The organism is Mesorhizobium vachelliae, from assembly GCF_033977325.1.
In the GTDB taxonomy this organism is placed as follows: Bacteria; Pseudomonadota; Alphaproteobacteria; order Rhizobiales; family Rhizobiaceae; genus Mesorhizobium; species Mesorhizobium vachelliae.
The window spans coordinates 56,601-74,828 of sequence record NZ_JAVIIR010000009.1; the positions used below are offsets into that span (position 1 = coordinate 56,601).

An 18,228-nucleotide genomic window follows, 5' to 3' on the forward strand; every position below is an offset into this window, starting at 1 on the left:
GCTTTGTGTCAGGGGTGGTGAAGCACGCTCAAGCCGCCATCCGCGACGAGGCAGGCGGCGTTGATGAAGGGGCATTCGTCGGAGACGAGAAAGACCGCAGCCATGGCGATCTCCTGCGGCGTGGCGATCCGCCCGCCCGGATGCAGCGCCAGCGTCTTGGCGCGCGCGGCCTCCGGATCGTCGAAGCTGTTCCAGTAGTCGATGACCTTTTGGGTGGCGACATAGCCGGGCGCCAGCGCGTTCACGCGCACATTGTTGCCGGCATATTCGATCGCCAGCGACTTGGTCAGGCCGATGAGCGCATGCTTGGCGACGGGATAGGGGAAGGTGTGCGGGATGATGGTGAAGGCGTGCGTGGACGCGATGTTCAGGATCACGCCGCCGCCCTGCCCGATCATCCCCGGCAGCGCCGCCTTGGCGCAGTGCCAGGCGCCTTTCACGTTGACGTCGAGGTTGCGCGTCCAGTCATCCTCGGTGGCCTCGAGCGGCGTCGAAAAGACGTTCATGCCGGCATTGTTGATGACGGTGTCGACCGGGCCGATGGCCTTCGCCGCCGCGGCCATCGCGGCGTCGATTGCCTTGGCGTCGGCGATGTCGGCCGCCGCATGCGCGACCTTGCCCAAACGGGCGGCGCTTTCGGCGAGCAGGCCGGCGTCGCGGTCGACCAGGAACAGCTCGGCCTTCTCACGCAGGCAGGCCTCGGCGATGGCATAGCCGATGCCTTGCGCCGCGCCGGTGAGGAAGATGCGTTTTCCCTTGAGCCGTCCCATCAGCGCCGCCCCAATGCCGAGGAGCGCAGATTGTCGAGCAGCACGGCCAGGAGCAGGATCACGCCGCGCACGATGTATTGGTAGAAGGCTGGGATGTTGAGCAGGTTCATCGCATTCTCGGCGATGCCCATGATCAGCACGCCGACGATGACGCCCGACATCGTCGCGCGGCCACCAGCAAGCGAAACGCCACCGAGCACACAGGCCGAGATCACCGAAAGCTCCAAGCCCACCGCGGCGTTGGGCTGGCCCGAGGTGATGCGCGAGGCGAGCAGGATGCCGGCGATGCCGCAGACCACGCCCTGAAGCGTGAAAATCCAGATGCGCGTCCGGTCGACATTGACGCCGGCAAGCCGCGAGGCCTCCGGATTACCGCCGATGGCCAGCGTATTCTTGCCGAAGACGGTGCTGTTGAGCACGAAGCCGAAAATGGCGAAGAGCACCGCAAGCACCCAGATCGGCGTCGGGATGCCGAGCAGCTTCGACAAAGCGAGCTGGTAGAAATCCGGGCTGTTGATGCCGACGGCGCGGCCGTCCGACGAAATCAGCGCGAAGCCGCGCACGATCTGCATGGTTGCGAGCGTGGTGATCAGGGCGTTGATGCGGAACTTGGCGATGACGACGCCATTGACGCAGCCGACGACGGCGCCGCAGGCGATGGCCGCGATCAGGCCAAGCAGGATCGAGCCGGTGTAGTTGGACGCCATCACCGCGACCATGCCGGCAAAGGCGACGATGGAGCCGACCGACAGGTCGAAGTCGCGCGCCGCGAGGCAGAACATCATGGTGCAGGCGACGATGCCGACGGTGACCACCGATTGCAGCAGGCCCAGCATGTTGCGGTCGGTGAGGAAGTTCGGCACGAGCAGCGACACCAGCGCGAAAGCGACGATGAAGATGACGACGAGACCTTGTTCGCCGAGCAGGATCTTCTTCAACCGAACTGTCATTACAGATCCTCAGGATGCGATCGCGTCGGGAGTTTTCTTGTCGGGCAAGGCAGCGGCCAGGATCGCCTTTTCGGCGAACTGGTCGCGCGCGAGCTCGGCGCTGATGCGCCCGCCGCACATCACCAGGATGCGGTCGCAGATGCCCATAACTTCCGGCAGCTCGGACGAGACGACCACGATCGCCATGCCGTCCTCGGCGAGCTGGTAGAGCAATTCGTAGATTTCCGACTTGGCGCCGACATCGATGCCGCGCGTCGGCTCGTCGACGATCAAAACGCGTATGTCCTGCTCCGACAGCCAGCGGCCGAGGATGACCTTCTGCTGGTTGCCGCCGGACAGGTTGACGATGTCCTGCCTGCGCGACGGCGTGCGCACCTTCAGCTTCTTGATGAAGGTCTCGGCGGTCTCGATCTCGCTGGCGCGGCTCAGCACGCCGAAGCGCGTGTGATGGCGCCTGGACGAGATGTTGATGTTCTCCTCGATCGAGCGGCCCTGGATGATGCCGTCATGCTTGCGGTCTTCCGAGCAGAGCACGATGCCGGCGCGGATCGCGTCATGCGGGCTGGCAGCGGCAATTGTCTTGCCGTCGACCGCGATCGTGCCGCCCGAGCGTGGGTCGGCGCCGAAGACCAGTCGCATAAGCTCTGAACGACCGGCGCCGATAAGACCGAAGAAGCCGACTATCTCGCCGGCGCGGGCCTCGAAGCTGGCCGGGGTGCGCAGCCTGGCGCCGCTCAGATTGTCGACCTTGAGGCGAACCTCTCCGGCCTTGCGCGGACGAAAACCCCAGATGTCGGAGATCTCGCGGCCGACCATTTCGGCAACGACCTGATCGCGCGTCACACCTTTGAGCGACGCGTGATGCGCGGCGAGCTTGCCGTCGCGCAGCACCGTCAGGCTGTCGCAGAGCCGGAACACCTCGTCGAGGCGGTGCGAGACATAGATGATGACCTTGCCCTCGCCGCGCAGCCGGTCGATCAGCGCGAAAAGGATCTCGCTTTCGCGCGAGGACAGCGACGAGGTCGGCTCGTCGAGCGCAATCACGCGGGCGTCGAGCATCACCGCCTTGGCGATCTCGACCATCTGCCGCTCGCCGATCGACAGCGTCTTGACCTTGCGGCGCATATCGATGTCGATGCCGGCCGATCTCAGCTTGGCGCCGACATCATCGAGCATGCGGCGGCGGGCGATGACGCCTCCGCTCGCCGGAAAGCGGCCGAGGCTGAGGTTCTCGGCGACGGTCAGCTCGGGGACCAGCTGCAATTCCTGATGGATGACGATGACGCCGTTGTCGAAGGCATCCTTAGTCGAGGCATAGGCCTGGACCTTGCCGTCGATGCTTATTTCGCCGGCATCGGCATGCTGGTCGCCGGACAGGATCTTGATGAGGGTCGATTTGCCGGCTCCGTTCTCGCCCATCAATCCATGCACGGCGCCCTTTTCGACGCCGAACGACACATCCGACAAGGCTTTGACGCCCGGATAGGTCTTGGTGATGTTGGAGAATTCGAGAAAGGACACGGGCCTCGATCCTTTTTGAGCATGCCAAACAGGCGGCGGCATCAAGCCGCCGCCTGTTTGTACAGGCAGGACTATTCGATGCCGAGGTCCTTGCGCACCTTCTGGTAGTCGTCGCGCTTGGCCAGCGCACCGGCGGTCAGCGTCAGCTTCGCCGGCTCCTTGTTGTTGGCGATCCAGTCATACATGTCGAGCGCCGTCTCGTAGCCGTGACGCTTGGGCGAGATGATCACGGTGCCGACGAAGCCGGTAGCGGCGGGCTTCTTGAACTCGTTGATCGCCGATTCCGCGCCGCCGATGCCGACGCCGATCATGCCGTCCGCCGGAATGCCGACGCTTTCGGAAGCGCGCACGGCACCCAGCACCGCCTCGTCATTGAGGCCGAAGGCGATCCACTTCTTGATGCCGGCATGGGCATTGAGCACCACGGTGGCGGCATTGAGCGCGGCTTCGGTGTCGGTCTTGGCCTGCGGCGCGTCGAAGATGTTTTCCGCCTTGAAACCGGCGGCCTTCAGCACCGAGATCGCGCCCTCGACGCGGTCGACGGCGGTCGGCAGCTGGTCGTAGGAGACGCGGATCGCGCCGACCTCGTCCAGCTTCCAACCGCGCGCCTTCATCTCGTCGACGATGGCCTGACCCACCGCCTCACCGATCTTGGTGGCCGAGATGCCCATATGCGGCACGTCCTCCAGCGGCTTGCCGTCGGCGCCGACGAGACGATCGTCGACCGTCATCAGCTTGAGATTGTTGGCGGCGGCCTTGGCGACGATGCCGGGGCCGAGCTTCACGTCCGGCGTGCAGACGACGAAGCCCTGAGCGCCTTGAGCGCCGAGATTGTCGATCGCCGACATCAGCTTCTCGCCATCCTCGGCGCCGATCTTGACCAGGGTGAAGCCCTTTTCCTTGGCGGCCTGGTCGGCGAACTTCCATTCGTCCTGGAACCAGGGCTCCTCCGGCTGCTTGACGATGAAGCCGATCTTGGTGTCCTGAGCGTAGGCCGACGCGATCGTGGTGACCGACAAGACGGCGAGAGCACCCGCGACAAGCGCGGTTTTCAAAAGTCGCATGATTACCTCCCAGCAAACAGCCGGGCGCTCAGCCCGGATCGGCCGTGTGTAATCAATTTTGTCATACCCGTCAATTGATCTGGTATGATAAATGAGATAGATAGTCCGATAAGTAGTCGCTGGCGCAAATCACTCGCATCCGCTAAGGCCGGACCAATTGCGCGCAAACCGAAGGGTCCGCTGCCTTGGAGGAGGGGCTGAGGTGAACGAAACACCGAAGAAGGCTGACGAAGACAAGGAAGAGCGCGCGACGACACGCCGTCCGCGCGTCATGCCCGACGTGACCAAGGCGATCGCCTCCGACATCTTCTCCGGACGTTACCCGGCCGGATCATCGTTGCCGACCGAGAACGATCTCGGCATCGAATACAGCGTCAGCCGCACCGTGATCCGCGAAGCGCTGAAAGTGCTGGCCGCCAAGGGGCTGGTGCTGTCCCGGCCCCGCGTCGGCACAGTCGTGTGCGACCAGGACAACTGGAACATCATCGACCCGCAGGTGCTGGCCTGGCATGCGCCGCATGCGTTGGACGACAAGCTGTTCGACGCGATCCTCGAAACCCGCCGCGCCATCGAGCCGCTGGTCGCGGAACTTGCGGCAACACGCGCGACGCTGCAGGAGATCGCCGACCTCGAAGTGGCCTGGCAAGGCATGGCCGGCGCCGGCGAGGACCTGACGCAATTCTCGCGCTCCGACATCGTCTTCCACCAGATCGTCTATGGCGCGAGCCACAACCCGATCTTCCGCCAGATCGGCAAGCTGATCGACACGGCGCTTTTGTTTTCGCTTGAAGCCACCGCGACAATCTCGCCCGTCAGGCGCAGGGAAGCGGTGGCGGCGCATGGCGAGGTGGTCGAGGCGCTGCGGATGCGCGACGCCGTCGCGGCTCGCAATGCGGCCAACAAGATACTCGACCTCGCCGCACGCGACCTCGTCAGCGCCAAGAAACTGAAAAACAACTGAGACCGGCCGACCGCATGAAGATCACCGCTCTGACCACCTACATCGTTCCGCCGCGCTGGCTGTTCCTCAAGATCGAGACCGATGCCGGCATCAGCGGCTGGGGCGAGCCAGTGGTCGAAGGCAAGGCGCTGACGGTCGAAGCGGCGGTCAAGGAACTGGCCGACTATCTGATCGGCAAGGATCCGCGCTTGATCGAGGATCACTGGACGGTGATGCATCGCGGCGGCTTCTATCGCGGCGGGCCGATCCTGATGAGCGCGATCGCCGGCATCGACCAGGCGCTGTGGGACATCAAGGGCAAGGCGCTCGGCGTGCCGGTGCATGACCTGCTCGGCGGCAAATTGCGCGAGACGATCAAGGTCTATTCCTGGATCGGCGGCGACCGGCCGGCGGAAGTGGCCGCTGGCGCCAAGGAAGTGGTGGCGCGCGGCTTCCAGGCGCTCAAGATGAACGGCACCGAGGAACTGCAGATCGTCGACAGCCACGACAGGATCGACGCTGCGGTCGAACGGGTCGCCATGGTGCGCGAGGCCGTCGGTCCCAATATCGGCATCGCCGTCGACTTCCACGGCCGCGTGCACCGCCCGATGGCGCGCATGCTGGTCAAGGAGTTGGAGCCCTACCGGCTGATGTTCATCGAGGAGCCGGTGCTGAGCGAAAACCGCGAGGCGCTGAAGGAGATCGCGGCGCTCGGCTCGACGCCGATCGCCCTCGGCGAGCGGCTCTACAGCCGCTGGGACTTCAAGCCGGTGTTCGAGGAAGCTGTCGTCGACATCATCCAGCCGGACCTCTCGCATGCCGGAGGCATCACCGAATGCCGCAAGATCGCGGCGATGGCTGAGGCCTATGACGTAGCGGTGGCGCCGCATTGTCCGCTGGGACCGATCGCGCTGGCTGCGTGCCTGCAGCTCGATGCCGTGAGCTACAATTGCTTCATCCAGGAGCAGAGCCTGGGCATCCACTACAACGCCGGCAGCGACCTCCTCGACTACGCCGCCAACAAGGACGTGTTCCGCTATCAGGACGGCTATGTCGCCATTCCCGATGGGCCCGGTCTCGGCGTCGAGATCGACGAGGATTATGTGAAAGAGCGCGCCAAGGAAGGGCATCGCTGGCGCAACCCGGTCTGGCGCCACAAGGACGGCTCGTTTGCCGAATGGTAATGTCGCCGACTGGTAAGCGGCTCGAATAGTAAGCCGGCAAATCATTCCGCGCGCAATTACTTACAGCGCCGCTGGCAAAGGTCCGATGGCGGCCAAGCCGGCTTCGGTCAGCGCGTAGACGCCGCGCTCGGCCCTGGCGAACCAGCCATAGTAGTTGTGCAAAAGGATGCTCGCCGCGCGCGGCGAAAGGACCTTGAGGTCGCGCGGCCGCTTCGGGCCGTCGGCCATGGCGGCGGCGCAGGCAAGCGCCTCCTGGCGGTAGGCTGTCATGATCGGCTTCTTGCGCGTGCTGCCGCCGATGGACGGATCGCCCTTGCGGCGGCGATGCTCCTCGACCAGACGCGAGCGCCGCCTGGGATCGCGGCGCGGCGGCAAGGCGGCGGGACTGAGGAGCAGCTCCACTTCGCCCTTCTTGCCGACGCCCAGCAGGCCGAAACCAAGACGGCGGCAAAGCGCGCGGAAGCGGCGGTCGTGCTCGCGGCCCTTGCCGCGCGCCGACATCAAGGCAGCCAGCCAGACCTCGTCACAGGCCGCCGCACGATCGACCGCTTGCAGGACGAGCTCGAGGTTGAATTGCAGCTTGAGCTCGCAGATGACGACGACATCCGGCTCGCCCGCGCGCACGCCGACCACGTCGCAGCCGCCGATCTCGCCCTTGACGGCGAAATCCATGCTCTCGAGGAACCGCTTCACCGGCTCGTAGAGGGAGGTCTCCTGCATGCGGCAGACATAGCCGATTCGCGGCGATCCGGTCGCCTGCCGCGAGCATGCTTACCCGATACCTTGAGAGGCACGCCGCCCACTGCCGGATGGACGGCCCGGACGCGGTCGCAGCACGAAGATCAGCGGCCATCGCGGCCGGTACGCGGTTTTTGTGGAACTGCCCCGGTCGGCAGGCTATGGACGACATGGCGCCGGCCGAGAGACCGAGGCGAGCGATTGAAGGCGGATGAGCATGATTTCGGCTACGGATTTCGATCAGTCTGTGGGTCAGACCTTCATCGTCGAGACGAACGGAAAAATGGTCGCGCTGGAGTTGAGCGCGGTGAAACGGATCGCCCGCAGTCCGCGCGACGGCGGCGGTTTCTCGCTGCTCTTCAAGGGACCGCCCGAAATGCTTTTGCCGCAGGGAACCTATCGCTTTGTCGGAAGCGAGCTTGCGCAGGACATTTTCATCGTGCCTGTGTCGAGCGACCAGACGGGCTACACCTACGAGGCCGTCTTCAACTGATCTGCAAAGCAGACCATAGCCCGTCCGGCGCGACAAGGCAGCGGCGGCTTTCAGGCGCGATGCAGGTAATCCTCGATCGACTGCGCCTTCATCTCGATCGAGAAGCCGGGCGCACGGGGCGGCATATAGGCGGCATCGCGGATGACGCACGGCTCCAGGAAATGCTCGTGCAGATGGTCGACATATTCGATGACGCGCCCGTCCTTGCTGCCGGACACGGCGACATAGTCGATCATCGACAGATGCTGGACATATTCGCATAAGCCCACGCCGCCAGCATGCGGCCAGACCGGCAGACCGAATTTGGCGGCGATCAGCAGCACCGCAAGAACCTCGTTCAGCCCGCCCATGCGGCAGGAGTCGATCTGCACGACGTCGATCGCGCCGCCAGCGATGAACTGCTTGAACATGATGCGGTTCTGGCACATCTCGCCGGTCGCGACCTTGATCGGCGCCACGGCCTTGCGGATCTTGGCATGGCCGGCGACGTCGTCGGGGCTGGTCGGCTCCTCGATGAAGAACGGCTTGGCGAAGGCAAGGTCCTTGAGCCAGTCGATCGCCTGGTCGACTTCCCAGACCTGGTTGGCGTCGATCATCAGATAGCGGTGCGGGCCGATCACCTCGCGGGCGATCCTGAGACGACGGATGTCGTCTTCGCGGTCGCGGCCGACCTTCAGCTTGATGTGGTTGAAGCCATCGTCGACCGCTTCCTGGCAAAGCCGCCTGAGCTTGTCGTCGGGGTAGCCGAGCCAGCCGGCCGAGGTGGTGTAGCAGGCATAGCCTTCGCGCTCGAGCGTGGCGATGCGCTCCGCTTTGCCGGCCTCGGCCTGCTTCAGGATCGCCAGCGCCTCGGCCGGCGTGATGGCATCGGTGAGATAGCGGAAGTCGACGATGCGCACGATCTCTTCCGGGCTCATCTCGGCGACCAGGCGCCAGACTGGCTTGCCGGCTTCCTTCGCCCACAGGTCCCAGACCGCGTTGACCACCGCACCGACCGCGAGATGCATGGCGCCCTTGTCCGGGCCGATCCAGCGCAATTGGCTGTCGCCGGTCACATGGTGCCAGAAGCGGCCGGGGTCCTCTTTGACCCAATCGAGATCGAGCCCAACGACGAGATGGCGAAGCGCTTCGATCGCCGCGCAGCAGATCTCGTTGCCGCGGCCGATGGTGAAGGTGAGCCCATGGCCCTTCAGCGACGGTCGATCGGTGTCGAGGATGACATAGGCGGCCGAGTAATCCGGGTCCGGGTTCATCGCGTCCGAGCCATCGAGGCTTTGCGATGTCGGGAAGCGCAGATCGAAGGTTCTGAGGTCCGTGATCTTGGTCATGTCTGCCTCTTATCTGGCCTGCCTCTTAACTGGATTGCCCGCCCTTTACCCGCGTGCCGGTATGGCCGGCCTCAGATCGACCAGCCGCCGTCGATGTTATAGGCCTGCCCGGATGTGTAGGTCGCGCCTGCCAGGTAGACGGCGAGGTCGGCGATCTCTTCCGGCGTGCCGATCCTACCCATCGGCTGGCGGGCGATGAAGGCGGCGCGGGCCGCCTCATAGTCGCCCTGCGCCTGCATGCGGCCCTGAAGCGAGGGGCTTTCGACCGTGCCGGGGCAGATGGCGTTGCAGCGAATGCCCTTAGCCACATAATCCGCCGCGATCGACTTGGTCAGGCCGACGACGGCCGCCTTGGTCACGCCATAGGCGAAGCGGTTCGGCACGCCCTTCGGGGCGCCCGCCACCGACGCCATGTTGATGATCGAGCCGTCGCCGCGCTCCAACATGCCGGGCAGCACGGCGCGAATAGTGCGGATCATGGCACGCACATTGAGATTGAAGGCGAAGTCGAGGTCCTCGTCCTTCATCTCCAGGATCGAGCCGGCATGGACGAAGCCAGCGCAATTGAACAGCACGTCGACACGGCCGATCTCGGCGAAAGCAGCCTTCACCGCGCCGTCGTTCAACACGTCGAGCTTGCCTGTCTTGATGCCGGGCGTCTTGGCGAGCTCGGCCAGGGCCGCCTCGTTGATGTCGGTGGCGTGGACGATGGCGCCTGCCTTTGCGAAAGCCAGCGCGCTCGCCCGTCCGATGCCCTGCGCGGCCGCCGTGACGACCACGACCTTGCCTGTGATATCAGCCATGTTCCTGTCTCCGTCTTTCAGCCGGGCCGTCGCTCGACGATGTAGATGTGATCCGCGGCCAGCACGACCTCGTCGCGCTGGTTCAAAACCTCGACGCGTTCGATGACGCGTCCGGCGTTTGGCCGCTTCGGGTCATCCTCCTTGGCGGCGATGGTGGTGCGCGTGCGGATCGTGTCGCCGATGAAGACCGGCTTGATAAAACGCAGCCGGTCGTAGCCATAGGAGAAGGCGACCGGGTTGATGACGCTCGCAGTCAAACCGACGCCGACCGAGAAGACCAGCGTGCCATGCGCGATGCGCTGGCCGAACGGCGTGGTCTTCATGAACTCGGCGTCCATGTGGTGCGGGAAGAAATCGCCGGTGTGGCCGGCATGGACGACGAAATCGGTCTCGGTGATGGTGCGGCCGCTGGTGAGGCGCGACGAGCCGATCAGGTAGTCCTCGAAATAGGTGGTCTGTTCCATGTCCCGCCTTAGGGCTTTGCCGCCAGCGGCGTTGCCGGTGTGGCACTGGATTTATAGGCGGCCTCGACCAGCGCCATGGTGTGCCAGGCATCCTCGACGGAGCTCACAAGCTCGGCGTCCTCGCCCGAAGCGAAGCGCTGGACATTGGCCATGCGGCCGACGAAGGCGTCCGGGAACCATTCGCCGGCGAGCGGGACGGTGACCCACTCCGACCCGCCTTTCGGATAGATTTCCAGAATGTCCGGCTCGCCGCGCGGATAGTCGAGATTGAGGCCGAGCTTGACATAGGCAGCACCCTCGGTGCCGCAGATGCGGAACTCGCAGGCCTGGTAGCGGCGGCCGAATTTATGGTCGTGGTTGATCGACAGCCCACAGCGCACCGTATCGCCATAATCGAGGATGGCGCTGGTGCGGGTCTGCGCGACCTTGTGGTTGGGATGGCCGAGCGTCTTGGCATGCACGCCCAACGGATTGCCGAGAAGCTGGCGGATCAGATCGAGATAGTGGATCGAGTGCATGGCGATCTCGACGCGCGGCGCCTTGAGCAGGAATTCCCAAAGCTGCCAGGGCGTATCGAGCGCCAGCAGCGCGTCGAAATCCACGACCTCGCCCAGCCAGCCCTTGGCGATGGCGTCCTTCAGCGCCAGCATCATCGGAGCGAAGCGGAGCTGGAAGTTTACGGCGGCCTTGAGCTGCTTGGCGCGGCAGATTTCGAGGATCTCGGTAGCCTCGCCGAGATAGTTGCCCATCGGCTTCTGGATCAACGCCACCGCGCCATCCGGCAGAGCCCGCAACACGTCGGCGTGGCGGCCAGGCGGCGTAGCGAGATCGAAGATCGCGTCCTGCACCGCCGCAGCTTCCTCGACCGAACGGAACGCCGTGACGCCCCATGTCCCGGCGAGTTTTTGCGCCTTGGCCTGGTCCGGATCGTAGAGGCCTGCAACCGGAAATCCTGCCTTCTTGTAGGCGGGGAAATGCGCGTCGCCGACGATCGAGCCGGCGCCGAAGGTGACAATCGGACGCGGTTTCGAAGGCTTTGGCCAGGCCTGCGCCAGCGATGCCGGGTCGAAGGCATCAGTCATGATGGAAGACCTCGTCCATCATCGCCCACCACTCACCTTCCTTGCGCGTCTCCAGCGGCTCCTGGCAAGGCATGCAGACCGCCCACCATTCCTGGGTCTTCGGGTCGGCGGCCATCTTGGCCATGTCGGCGGCGTAGTCGGCGCCGTGATATTCGAAATAGGAGAACAGGAGGTTCTCCGGCCGCTTCAGATAGATCGAATAGTTCTTGATGTTGCAGGCCGAGATCATGGTCAGAACGTCCGGCCAGACGGCGGCGTGGAGGCGGACATATTCCTCGACCTTCTCGGGCTTCAGGCCGAGCACCATTCCCATGCGTTGCATATGCGCCTCCCTATTTCACGATCGCCGTGGTGAATTCGGCGATGCTCCTTGCCTCGACCGCGTCCCAGTCCCAGTCGATGCCGATGCCGGGCTCGCCGGGCGCCAGGGCATGGCCGTCCTCGATGCGCATCTTCTTACCAGTAAGCTCATCGAGCTGCGGAATATATTCGACATATTTGCCGTTCTGGATGGCGCAGACCAGGCTCACATGCAGCTCCATCAGGAAATGCGGGCAGACCGGCATGTCGAAAGCCTCCGCGGCGTGGGCCACTTTCAGCCAGGGGGTGATGCCGCCGATGCGGCCGACATCGACCTGGACGATGTTGCAGCCGCCTTTCTGCATGTATTCGCGAAAATGCCTGATCGAATAGAGCGACTCGCCGACCGCGATCGGCGTCGCGGTCGAGTTCGACAGCCGCACATGGCCGTCTATGTCATCGGCCGGCAGCGGCTCCTCGATCCAAGCGAGGTCGAGCTCGCGCAGCCGCTCGGCGCGGCGGATCGCTTCGTCGACGGAAAAACCCTGGTTGCAGTCGGTCATGATCTCGTAGCCGTCGCCGACGGCCTTGCGCACCGCCGACAGCCGCGAAACATCCTCCGAGCCGTGCGGCTTGCCGATCTTGACCTTCGAGCCGGTGAAGCCCTTGGCCTTCGCCTCCAGCGCATCGTCGACAAGTGCGGCCGTCTCGATATGCAGCCAGCCGCCCTCGGTGGTGTAGAGCGGGCAGCGGTCCTTCGCGCCGCCGGCGAGCTTCCAGAGCGGCAGCTTCTGCTTCCTGGCGCGCAGATCCCAAAGGGCGGTGTCGATCGCGGCCAGCGCGATCGCCGTGATGGGGCCGATGGTCGTGGCGTGGGTGGCGAATTCGAGATCGTGCCAGATCGCCTCGATCTGGTCGGCGTCGCGACCGATCAGGCGCGGCGCGAGATGGTCGGCCAGAAGCCGCATCACCGACGAGCCGCCGGTGCCGATCGTGTAGCTGTAGCCCGTGCCCGTCGCGCCATCGGCATCGGTGATGGTGACGATGGGCGTTTCCTGGCTGACGAAGCTCTGGATCGCATCCGTGCGCTTGACCTTCGGCACGAGGTCGACCATGCGCAGTTCGATTTTCTCGATTTTCGCCATGCTCAGCTCCTCAGCGACTTGCCGGTTTCGGCGGAAAACAGATGCGCGCGGCTCAGGTCGAAGCTCATGCCGATCCTGTCGCCGGCCTTCAGCGGCTTGGGATTGAGCATGCGCGAGACCCAGTCGGTGCCGTTGAACTCGGCGAATACCAGCGTTTCGTTGCCGAGCGGCTCGGTGATGCTGACCGGCAGCTCGACGCGATGGACTTCGGTTTCGCCGCCGGAGCTCAGGCCGTGGCCGGTGGGGTAAAAATCGTCGGGGCGGATGCCGAACACGACCTTGTCGCCGGCAACGGTCTTCGACTTGAACTGTCCAGGCAGAGGCAGGCTGTCGCCGCTGCTGAAGACAAGCTTGCCGTCGCTCACCGTCGCCTCGTGCAGGTTCATCGGCGGCGAGCCGATGAAGCCGGCGACGAAGCGGGTGGCGGGACGGCTGAACACCTCGTCCGGCGTGCCGACCTGCTCGATATAGCCTGACCGCATGATAACAATGCGGTCGGCCAGCGTCATCGCCTCGACCTGGTCGTGGGTGACGTAGATGACCGTCGACTTCACCTTGGCGTGCAGCTTCTTGATCTCGGTGCGCATCTGTGTGCGCAACTTGGCGTCGAGATTGGACAGTGGCTCGTCGAAGAGGAAAACGTCCGGGTCGCGCACGATGGCGCGGCCCATGGCGACGCGCTGGCGCTGGCCGCCGGAGAGCTGCGAGGGGCGGCGCTCCAGCAGCTCGTCGAGGCCGAGGATGGCGGAGGCTTCCGCGACGCGCCGGTCCATGTCGTCCTTGGCGGCACCCGCGATCTTGAGCGAGAAGCCGAGGTTCTCGCGCACAGTCATATGCGGGTAGAGCGCATAGGACTGGAACACCATCGAGATGTTGCGCGAGCGCGGCGGCAGGTCGTTGACCGTGCGGCCGCCGATATCGATGTTGCCGCCGCTGATGTCCTCCAGCCCCGCGATCATGCGCAACGTCGTCGACTTGCCGCAGCCCGACGGCCCGACTAGCGCGATGAATTCGCGGTCGGCGATCTCGAGATCGATGCCGTGCACGATCTCCATGTTGCCGTAGCGCTTGGTGAGCTTTTTCAGCGAAACCGTTGCCATGAAGTCAACCTTTCACCGCGCCGGAGGTGAGGCCGCCGACGAGGTGTTTCTGGACGATGTAAGTGAGGGTCAGCGCCGGGATGATCATCACCACGGCCAGCGCGCACATGCCGCGCCAGTCGATGGTGAACTCGGCCGTGTAGTCGAGCAGCCCGACGGGCAGCGTCTTGGAATTGACGGAGCGGGTGAGCTGCGAGGCCAAGGCGAACTCGTTCCAGCAGGTGAGGAAGGCGAAGATCGCGGCCGAGGCGATGCCCGGACGCGCCAGCGGGAACTCGACCTGCCAGAACGCCTGCCAGCGCGTGCAGCCGTCGATCTGGGCGGCCTCGGCGAGATCCTTCGGCACCTGGCGGAAGAAGCCGTCGATCAGCCAGATCGTGAAGGGCACGTTGAGCGCGACATAGGCGAGGATCATGCCGATATGCGTGTCGATGATGCCGAGGCGCACATAGAGGAAAAACAAGGGCAGCGAGAGCGCGATGCCAGGCACGGTGCGCGTCAGCATCAGGCCGAGGAACATGCCGGACTTGCCGCGGAACCTATAGCGAGCGAAGGCGTAGCCGCCGGCCGTGCCGATGGCGACCGCGATCACCGTCGAGGTGACCGAGATGATCAGCGAGTTGCGGAAATAGTCGAGCACCGGAATGCCGCCTTTGCCGATGCCGCTGAACATGGCGATATAGGCGTCGAAGGAGAGCTGTTGCGGGATCCAGACCGGCGGCTTGGCCATGATCTCGACCGTGGGCCGCAGCGACGACAGCACGATCCAGATGCCCGGCAGGCAGATGACCAGCATGGCAAGGAACAGGCCGACACGATGCGCGACGGTCAGCGCGCGGCGCGTGAGGCGGGCGGAGGCGTTCTCGTCCATTGTCACCACTCCGCGCCGATCTGCGCGCGCGCCGCGGCGAGCTTGTTATAGAAATAGACGGTGAAGCCGATCGACAGCAGGATCGAGAAATAGGCCATGGCGTTGGCGAGGCCCATGCGGGCGTCGCTGTAGGCGGTGCGCCCGACCAGCGTCCACAACAGCTCGGTGCGGCCGGCCGGGCCGCCATCGGTCATGATCTTGACGATGTCATAGGCCCGCGCGACGTCGAGCGAGCGGATCGTCATGGCGATGTAGGCGAAGGGCATGACGAAAGGCCAGGTCACATAGCGAAAGGTCTGCCAGGGCGTGCAGCCATCGACGCGCGCCGCCTCGATCGGCTCCTTGGGCATGGCGAGCAGTCCGGCCAGGATGAGGATGGCGAAGATCGAGGTTGACGACCAGATCTCGGCGATCGAGATGGCGATGAAGGCGAGATGGCCTTCGATCAGCCACGGGATGGCGTCCTGCGTGATGCCCAGCGATTGCAGGGCGTTGTTCACCAGGCCGATATTGTCGTTGAACATGAATTTGAACTGGAAGCCGACGAGGATCGGCGAGAACATCATCGGGAACATCATCAGCGTGCGCAGGATGCGCTGGCCGCGCGTCGCCTTCTCGACCAGCATGGCCAGGCCGAGGCCGAGCAGCATTTCGAGATTGAGCGCGATGGTGAGCAATAGAACGGTGCGGCCGAAGGCCCACCAGAAATCCGCATTGGAGAGGATCGAGAGATAATTCCGGAAGCCGACGAAGACGAAGAAGGTCTCGGGCCGCGTCAGGCGGAAGGGCGTGAAGCTGGAATAGAGCGACAGGATCAACGGCAGCACCACCACCGCCGCCAACACGATGATGGCCGGGAGCAGCAGCAGGAGCGGCGCGGATGGCTTGAAGCCCTTCATCAGTATCCTGTGAGGTTTGCATTCAATTTCGGGCCGCCCACCGGCAAGGCCCCGGCTGGAACCGACAGAGTCGGTCCGTGCCGGCAAGACGCGGTCGCCTCCCCCATTCGCGACGGGGGAGGCGGCGTTGGCAGCAACGCCTAGAGCTTGCCGGCGTCCTGGAGGATCTGCGTCGCCTTGGCGGCGGCCTCGTCCAGGGCCTGCTTGGACGTCTTGTCGCCAAGGATCGCCGCCTGCAGTTCCGGATAGACGGCGTTCGATATCTCGATCCACTCAGGCGTCTGCGGCACGGCGAAGGCGTGCTTGGCTTCCTCCTGGAAGGCAGCGAGAACCTCCTTCTTGTAAGGATCGTTCTCGGCCTGCTTCAGGTCCCAATCCCAGACCGCGGTGCGGGTCGGCAACGGGCCGGCGGCGGCTTCCAGCTTCTGGCTGTCCTCATTGGTCAGCCACCACACCAGCGAGGCCGCAGCGTCCTTGTTGGCGCAGTTCTCGGTCACCGAGAAGCCGTGGAAGCCGGACCAGCCGGTACGCACCCCGGCAGACCCCTTGGGCGCGACCTTCACGCCGACATTGCCGGCGACCTTCGAGGATTTCGGGTCGTTGAAGAAACCGGCCCAGCCCGGCCAGTCGAGGTTGATCGCCACGGTGCCCGAGGCAAAGCCCTGGCCGAGATCATCCCAGAGATAGTTGGTGGTGCCAGCCGGCACGGCCTTGGCCTTGTAGAGGTTGACGAACCAGTCGAGCGCGCGGATGCCGGCCTCGGAGTTGAAGACGGGCTTGCCGTCCTTGTCGAGATATTCGCCGCCTTCGGCGACCACCATCTCGTAGAAGCGGCCGTTAATCGCCTCTTCCTTGCCGGCGAACTGCGTGCCGTAGAAATTCGGCGGGTTGGCGAAGAACTCGGCCTGGTCGGTCACTTCCTTCCAGGTGTCCGGCGGCGCAAGGTCGTAGCCGTATTTGGCCTTGAACTTGGTCTTGTTGTCGGCGTTCTCATAGAGGCTCTTCTGATAGTAGAGCGCCGAGACGTCGAACTGGGCGCGCGGCAGCATTTCCAGCTTGCCGTCGATGGTCGCGGCCTTGATGGTCGACGGCACGAAAGCGTCGATCTCTTCCTTCGGCAGCAGCTTGCTGAGGTCGGTGTACAGGCTCGTATATTGCGGCGCGAAGGACGAATGGTTCCAGCCGACGCACCAGTTGGTGCTGCCTGAGGCGATGTCGGACTTCAGTTCCTTGTCGATGTCGAAGCCGTTCTTCTTGGTCAGGATGTTGACCTTGGCGCCGGTCGCCTTCTCCCATTCGGGAATGCGCTCGTAGAGCTTTTCATATTGCTGGCCGCCGATCAGCTTCACATCGATCGTCACGCCCGGAAACTTGCCGGGCAGATCGGCCGAAAACGCCGTGCCGCTCAGCAGCAGGCCAGCCAGGCCGGCGGAAATGCCTAGAACCAGTCTTGTCATGTTCTCCTCCCATGGGCTCGCGGCGACGGCCCGCCGAGCGCGCGACCGATCGCTTAAGCTTCATTCATATGCAAATAGCATTTTCATTCCCGGGTCAAGGCGATTATGCTTCCAGCTGAATGAAGTTCATGCATATATGCAGATCGAAATTCACTGGAGGGACAGGTGGCCGAGGAAGAAGACGGGGACCGCTACCGCGCGCCAGCGCTCGACAAGGGGTTGGACATCCTCGAGCTCTTGTCCAGCGTGGACGGCGGGCTGACGCAGGCAGAGATCGCCAAGCGGCTCGACCGCAGCCCGAACGAGTTCTACCGCATGCTCGACCGCCTGGTGCGGCGCGGCTATGTCACCAAGATCGACGGCGACCGTTATTCGCTGACGCTCAAGCTTTTCGGGTTGGCGCAATTGCACGCGCCGGTGCGCCGGCTGGTGTCCTATGCGACGCCGATCATGCGGGAACTGGCCGAGACCTCATGGCAGGCCAACCAATTGGTGGTGTTCGACCGCGGCGCCGCCGTGGTCATCGCGCAGCAGGAAGCGCCGCGCTACTGGGGCATCTCGATCCGCGTCGGCACGCATATCAGCCTGTTCGACACCGGTTCCGGCCATGTGCTGCTTGCCTTCCGCTCGCCGGAGGAGCGCAAGATGATGATCGCCGAGCATCTGCAGAGCACCGAGCAACTCAACCTGACGCCGGAGTTCTTCGCCCGGCTCGACCAGGTGCGCGACCGCGGCTACGAGATGATGGCTTCGCTGCAGACCGCCGGCGTGTACAATCTGTCGACGCCTGTGCTGGGGCCGGACGGCAGGGCCATCGCGGCGCTGACCATCCCCTACATCACCCTCGTCAACGCCCCCACGGCGCCGGACATCACGCTGACGATTCGGCATCTGCAAGGCGCCGCGGCCAGGCTCTCGCAGCTTGCCGGATCCGATGTGGCGCAATCGTCGTAATTTCTTATTTGAATAATGGATTTTTCGGCGAGATAGTGCCTTAGAGCAGGATGAGCCCATGGCAGCCCGTCATCCCGCCCTAGGGGGTTGTTTTTTGGAGCATGATCTTATCCGAAAAGTCTGCAACTTTTCGGGGTCATTCTCCAGGACCACGGAGGATATGCG

19 protein-coding genes are annotated in these 18,228 nt (G+C 64.2%); 4 read left to right on the forward strand and 15 right to left on the reverse strand.

Annotated elements, in window-relative coordinates:
* Positions 1-8: 8 nt before the first annotated feature.
* From RFM41_RS19610 to RFM41_RS19625, 4 genes are all read right to left on the reverse strand, one after another.
* A complete protein-coding gene (locus tag RFM41_RS19610) occupies positions 9-773 on the reverse strand; it encodes an SDR family oxidoreductase (RefSeq protein ID WP_320250616.1) in 765 nt (254 codons plus the stop codon).
* Positions 770-1,720 (reverse strand): L-arabinose ABC transporter permease AraH, encoded by a 951-nt coding sequence (gene araH / locus RFM41_RS19615; RefSeq protein WP_320250506.1) that lies wholly within the window; start codon positions 1,718-1,720, stop codon positions 770-772. Before araH ends, RFM41_RS19610 begins: the two co-directional genes overlap by 4 nt.
* A gap of 9 nt (positions 1,721-1,729) precedes the next feature.
* The gene (gene araG / locus RFM41_RS19620; protein WP_320319291.1) at positions 1,730-3,241 is read right to left on the reverse strand and encodes an L-arabinose ABC transporter ATP-binding protein AraG; all 1,512 of its coding nucleotides are present in this window, start codon (positions 3,239-3,241) and stop codon (positions 1,730-1,732) included.
* Between the two features lie 71 nt (positions 3,242-3,312).
* Positions 3,313-4,305, reverse strand: coding sequence for an arabinose ABC transporter substrate-binding protein (locus tag RFM41_RS19625; protein WP_320250502.1), 993 nt, complete (start codon positions 4,303-4,305; stop codon positions 3,313-3,315).
* Between the two features lie 271 nt (positions 4,306-4,576).
* Here RFM41_RS19625 and RFM41_RS19630 point away from each other — a divergent pair, with 271 nt between their 5' ends.
* A complete protein-coding gene (locus RFM41_RS19630; RefSeq protein ID WP_320250614.1) occupies positions 4,577-5,266 on the forward strand; it encodes a FadR/GntR family transcriptional regulator in 690 nt (229 codons plus the stop codon).
* 14 nt (positions 5,267-5,280) lie between these two features.
* Positions 5,281-6,429, forward strand: coding sequence for a galactonate dehydratase (gene dgoD / locus RFM41_RS19635; RefSeq protein WP_320250501.1), 1,149 nt, complete (start codon positions 5,281-5,283; stop codon positions 6,427-6,429).
* 60 nt (positions 6,430-6,489) lie between these two features.
* On the opposite strand, the gene RFM41_RS19640 is transcribed toward dgoD, so the two are convergent.
* A complete protein-coding gene (locus tag RFM41_RS19640; protein ID WP_320250499.1) occupies positions 6,490-7,149 on the reverse strand; it encodes a DUF2161 family putative PD-(D/E)XK-type phosphodiesterase in 660 nt (219 codons plus the stop codon).
* Between the two features lie 235 nt (positions 7,150-7,384).
* Between RFM41_RS19640 and RFM41_RS19645 the strand changes: the two genes are divergently transcribed.
* Entirely contained in the window at positions 7,385-7,660 is a 276-nt protein-coding gene (locus RFM41_RS19645; protein WP_320250497.1) for a DUF6916 family protein, read from the forward strand.
* A 50-nt stretch (positions 7,661-7,710) separates the two neighbouring features.
* Here RFM41_RS19645 and RFM41_RS19650 read toward each other — a convergent pair whose 3' ends face one another.
* From RFM41_RS19650 to RFM41_RS19695, 10 genes are all read right to left on the reverse strand, one after another.
* Complete coding sequence (locus tag RFM41_RS19650) at positions 7,711-8,988, reverse strand: L-fuconate dehydratase (protein WP_320250495.1); 1,278 nt, start codon at positions 8,986-8,988, stop codon at positions 7,711-7,713.
* Positions 8,989-9,059: 71 nt separating this feature from the next.
* On the reverse strand, positions 9,060-9,791 hold the full coding sequence (locus RFM41_RS19655) for an SDR family oxidoreductase (RefSeq protein ID WP_320250493.1): 732 nt from the start codon (positions 9,789-9,791) through the stop codon (positions 9,060-9,062).
* Positions 9,792-9,808: 17 nt separating this feature from the next.
* Positions 9,809-10,255, reverse strand: a complete 447-nt coding sequence (locus RFM41_RS19660) for a MaoC/PaaZ C-terminal domain-containing protein (RefSeq protein WP_320250491.1) — start codon at positions 10,253-10,255, stop codon at positions 9,809-9,811.
* Between the two features lie 8 nt (positions 10,256-10,263).
* The gene (locus tag RFM41_RS19665; protein WP_320250489.1) at positions 10,264-11,337 is read right to left on the reverse strand and encodes a Gfo/Idh/MocA family protein; all 1,074 of its coding nucleotides are present in this window, start codon (positions 11,335-11,337) and stop codon (positions 10,264-10,266) included.
* On the reverse strand, positions 11,330-11,659 hold the full coding sequence (locus tag RFM41_RS19670; RefSeq protein ID WP_320250487.1) for an L-rhamnose mutarotase: 330 nt from the start codon (positions 11,657-11,659) through the stop codon (positions 11,330-11,332). The genes RFM41_RS19665 and RFM41_RS19670 overlap by 8 nt, the downstream gene beginning before the upstream one ends.
* 10 nt (positions 11,660-11,669) lie before the next feature.
* Positions 11,670-12,782 (reverse strand): mandelate racemase/muconate lactonizing enzyme family protein, encoded by a 1,113-nt coding sequence (locus tag RFM41_RS19675; RefSeq protein ID WP_320250485.1) that lies wholly within the window; start codon positions 12,780-12,782, stop codon positions 11,670-11,672.
* 2 nt (positions 12,783-12,784) lie between these two features.
* On the reverse strand, positions 12,785-13,882 hold the full coding sequence (locus RFM41_RS19680) for an ABC transporter ATP-binding protein (RefSeq protein WP_320250483.1): 1,098 nt from the start codon (positions 13,880-13,882) through the stop codon (positions 12,785-12,787).
* Between the two features lie 4 nt (positions 13,883-13,886).
* Positions 13,887-14,753, reverse strand: a complete 867-nt coding sequence (locus tag RFM41_RS19685) for a carbohydrate ABC transporter permease (protein WP_320250482.1) — start codon at positions 14,751-14,753, stop codon at positions 13,887-13,889.
* A gap of 2 nt (positions 14,754-14,755) precedes the next feature.
* Complete coding sequence (locus RFM41_RS19690) at positions 14,756-15,652, reverse strand: carbohydrate ABC transporter permease (RefSeq protein WP_320250480.1); 897 nt, start codon at positions 15,650-15,652, stop codon at positions 14,756-14,758.
* Positions 15,653-15,792: 140 nt separating this feature from the next.
* On the reverse strand, positions 15,793-17,109 hold the full coding sequence (locus tag RFM41_RS19695) for an ABC transporter substrate-binding protein (protein ID WP_320250478.1): 1,317 nt from the start codon (positions 17,107-17,109) through the stop codon (positions 15,793-15,795).
* 165 nt (positions 17,110-17,274) lie between these two features.
* Between RFM41_RS19695 and RFM41_RS19700 the strand changes: the two genes are divergently transcribed.
* Entirely contained in the window at positions 17,275-18,063 is a 789-nt protein-coding gene (locus tag RFM41_RS19700; RefSeq protein WP_320250476.1) for an IclR family transcriptional regulator, read from the forward strand.
* Positions 18,064-18,228 lie beyond the last annotated feature (165 nt).

Excerpts from the sequence above, each read along its gene's own strand:
- RFM41_RS19685 (WP_320250482.1), bottom strand. The coding sequence starts at position 14,753 with ATGGACGAGAACGCCTCCGCCCGCCTCACGCGCCGCGCGCTGACCGTC.
- RFM41_RS19695 (WP_320250478.1), bottom strand. The coding sequence starts at position 17,109 with ATGACAAGACTGGTTCTAGGCATTTCCGCCGGCCTGGCTGGCCTGCTG.
- araH (WP_320250506.1), bottom strand. The coding sequence starts at position 1,720 with ATGACAGTTCGGTTGAAGAAGATCCTGCTCGGCGAACAAGGTCTCGTC.
- RFM41_RS19680 (WP_320250483.1), bottom strand. The coding sequence starts at position 13,882 with ATGGCAACGGTTTCGCTGAAAAAGCTCACCAAGCGCTACGGCAACATG.
- RFM41_RS19650 (WP_320250495.1), bottom strand. The coding sequence starts at position 8,988 with ATGACCAAGATCACGGACCTCAGAACCTTCGATCTGCGCTTCCCGACA.
- RFM41_RS19675 (WP_320250485.1), bottom strand. The coding sequence starts at position 12,782 with ATGGCGAAAATCGAGAAAATCGAACTGCGCATGGTCGACCTCGTGCCG.
- RFM41_RS19670 (WP_320250487.1), bottom strand. The coding sequence starts at position 11,659 with ATGCAACGCATGGGAATGGTGCTCGGCCTGAAGCCCGAGAAGGTCGAG.
- RFM41_RS19630 (WP_320250614.1), top strand. The coding sequence starts at position 4,577 with ATGCCCGACGTGACCAAGGCGATCGCCTCCGACATCTTCTCCGGACGT.
- dgoD (WP_320250501.1), top strand. The coding sequence starts at position 5,281 with ATGAAGATCACCGCTCTGACCACCTACATCGTTCCGCCGCGCTGGCTG.
- RFM41_RS19625 (WP_320250502.1), bottom strand. The coding sequence starts at position 4,305 with ATGCGACTTTTGAAAACCGCGCTTGTCGCGGGTGCTCTCGCCGTCTTG.
- RFM41_RS19660 (WP_320250491.1), bottom strand. The coding sequence starts at position 10,255 with ATGGAACAGACCACCTATTTCGAGGACTACCTGATCGGCTCGTCGCGC.
- RFM41_RS19665 (WP_320250489.1), bottom strand. The coding sequence starts at position 11,337 with ATGACTGATGCCTTCGACCCGGCATCGCTGGCGCAGGCCTGGCCAAAG.
- RFM41_RS19645 (WP_320250497.1), top strand. The coding sequence starts at position 7,385 with ATGATTTCGGCTACGGATTTCGATCAGTCTGTGGGTCAGACCTTCATC.
- RFM41_RS19690 (WP_320250480.1), bottom strand. The coding sequence starts at position 15,652 with ATGAAGGGCTTCAAGCCATCCGCGCCGCTCCTGCTGCTGCTCCCGGCC.
- RFM41_RS19655 (WP_320250493.1), bottom strand. The coding sequence starts at position 9,791 with ATGGCTGATATCACAGGCAAGGTCGTGGTCGTCACGGCGGCCGCGCAG.
- RFM41_RS19640 (WP_320250499.1), bottom strand. The coding sequence starts at position 7,149 with ATGCAGGAGACCTCCCTCTACGAGCCGGTGAAGCGGTTCCTCGAGAGC.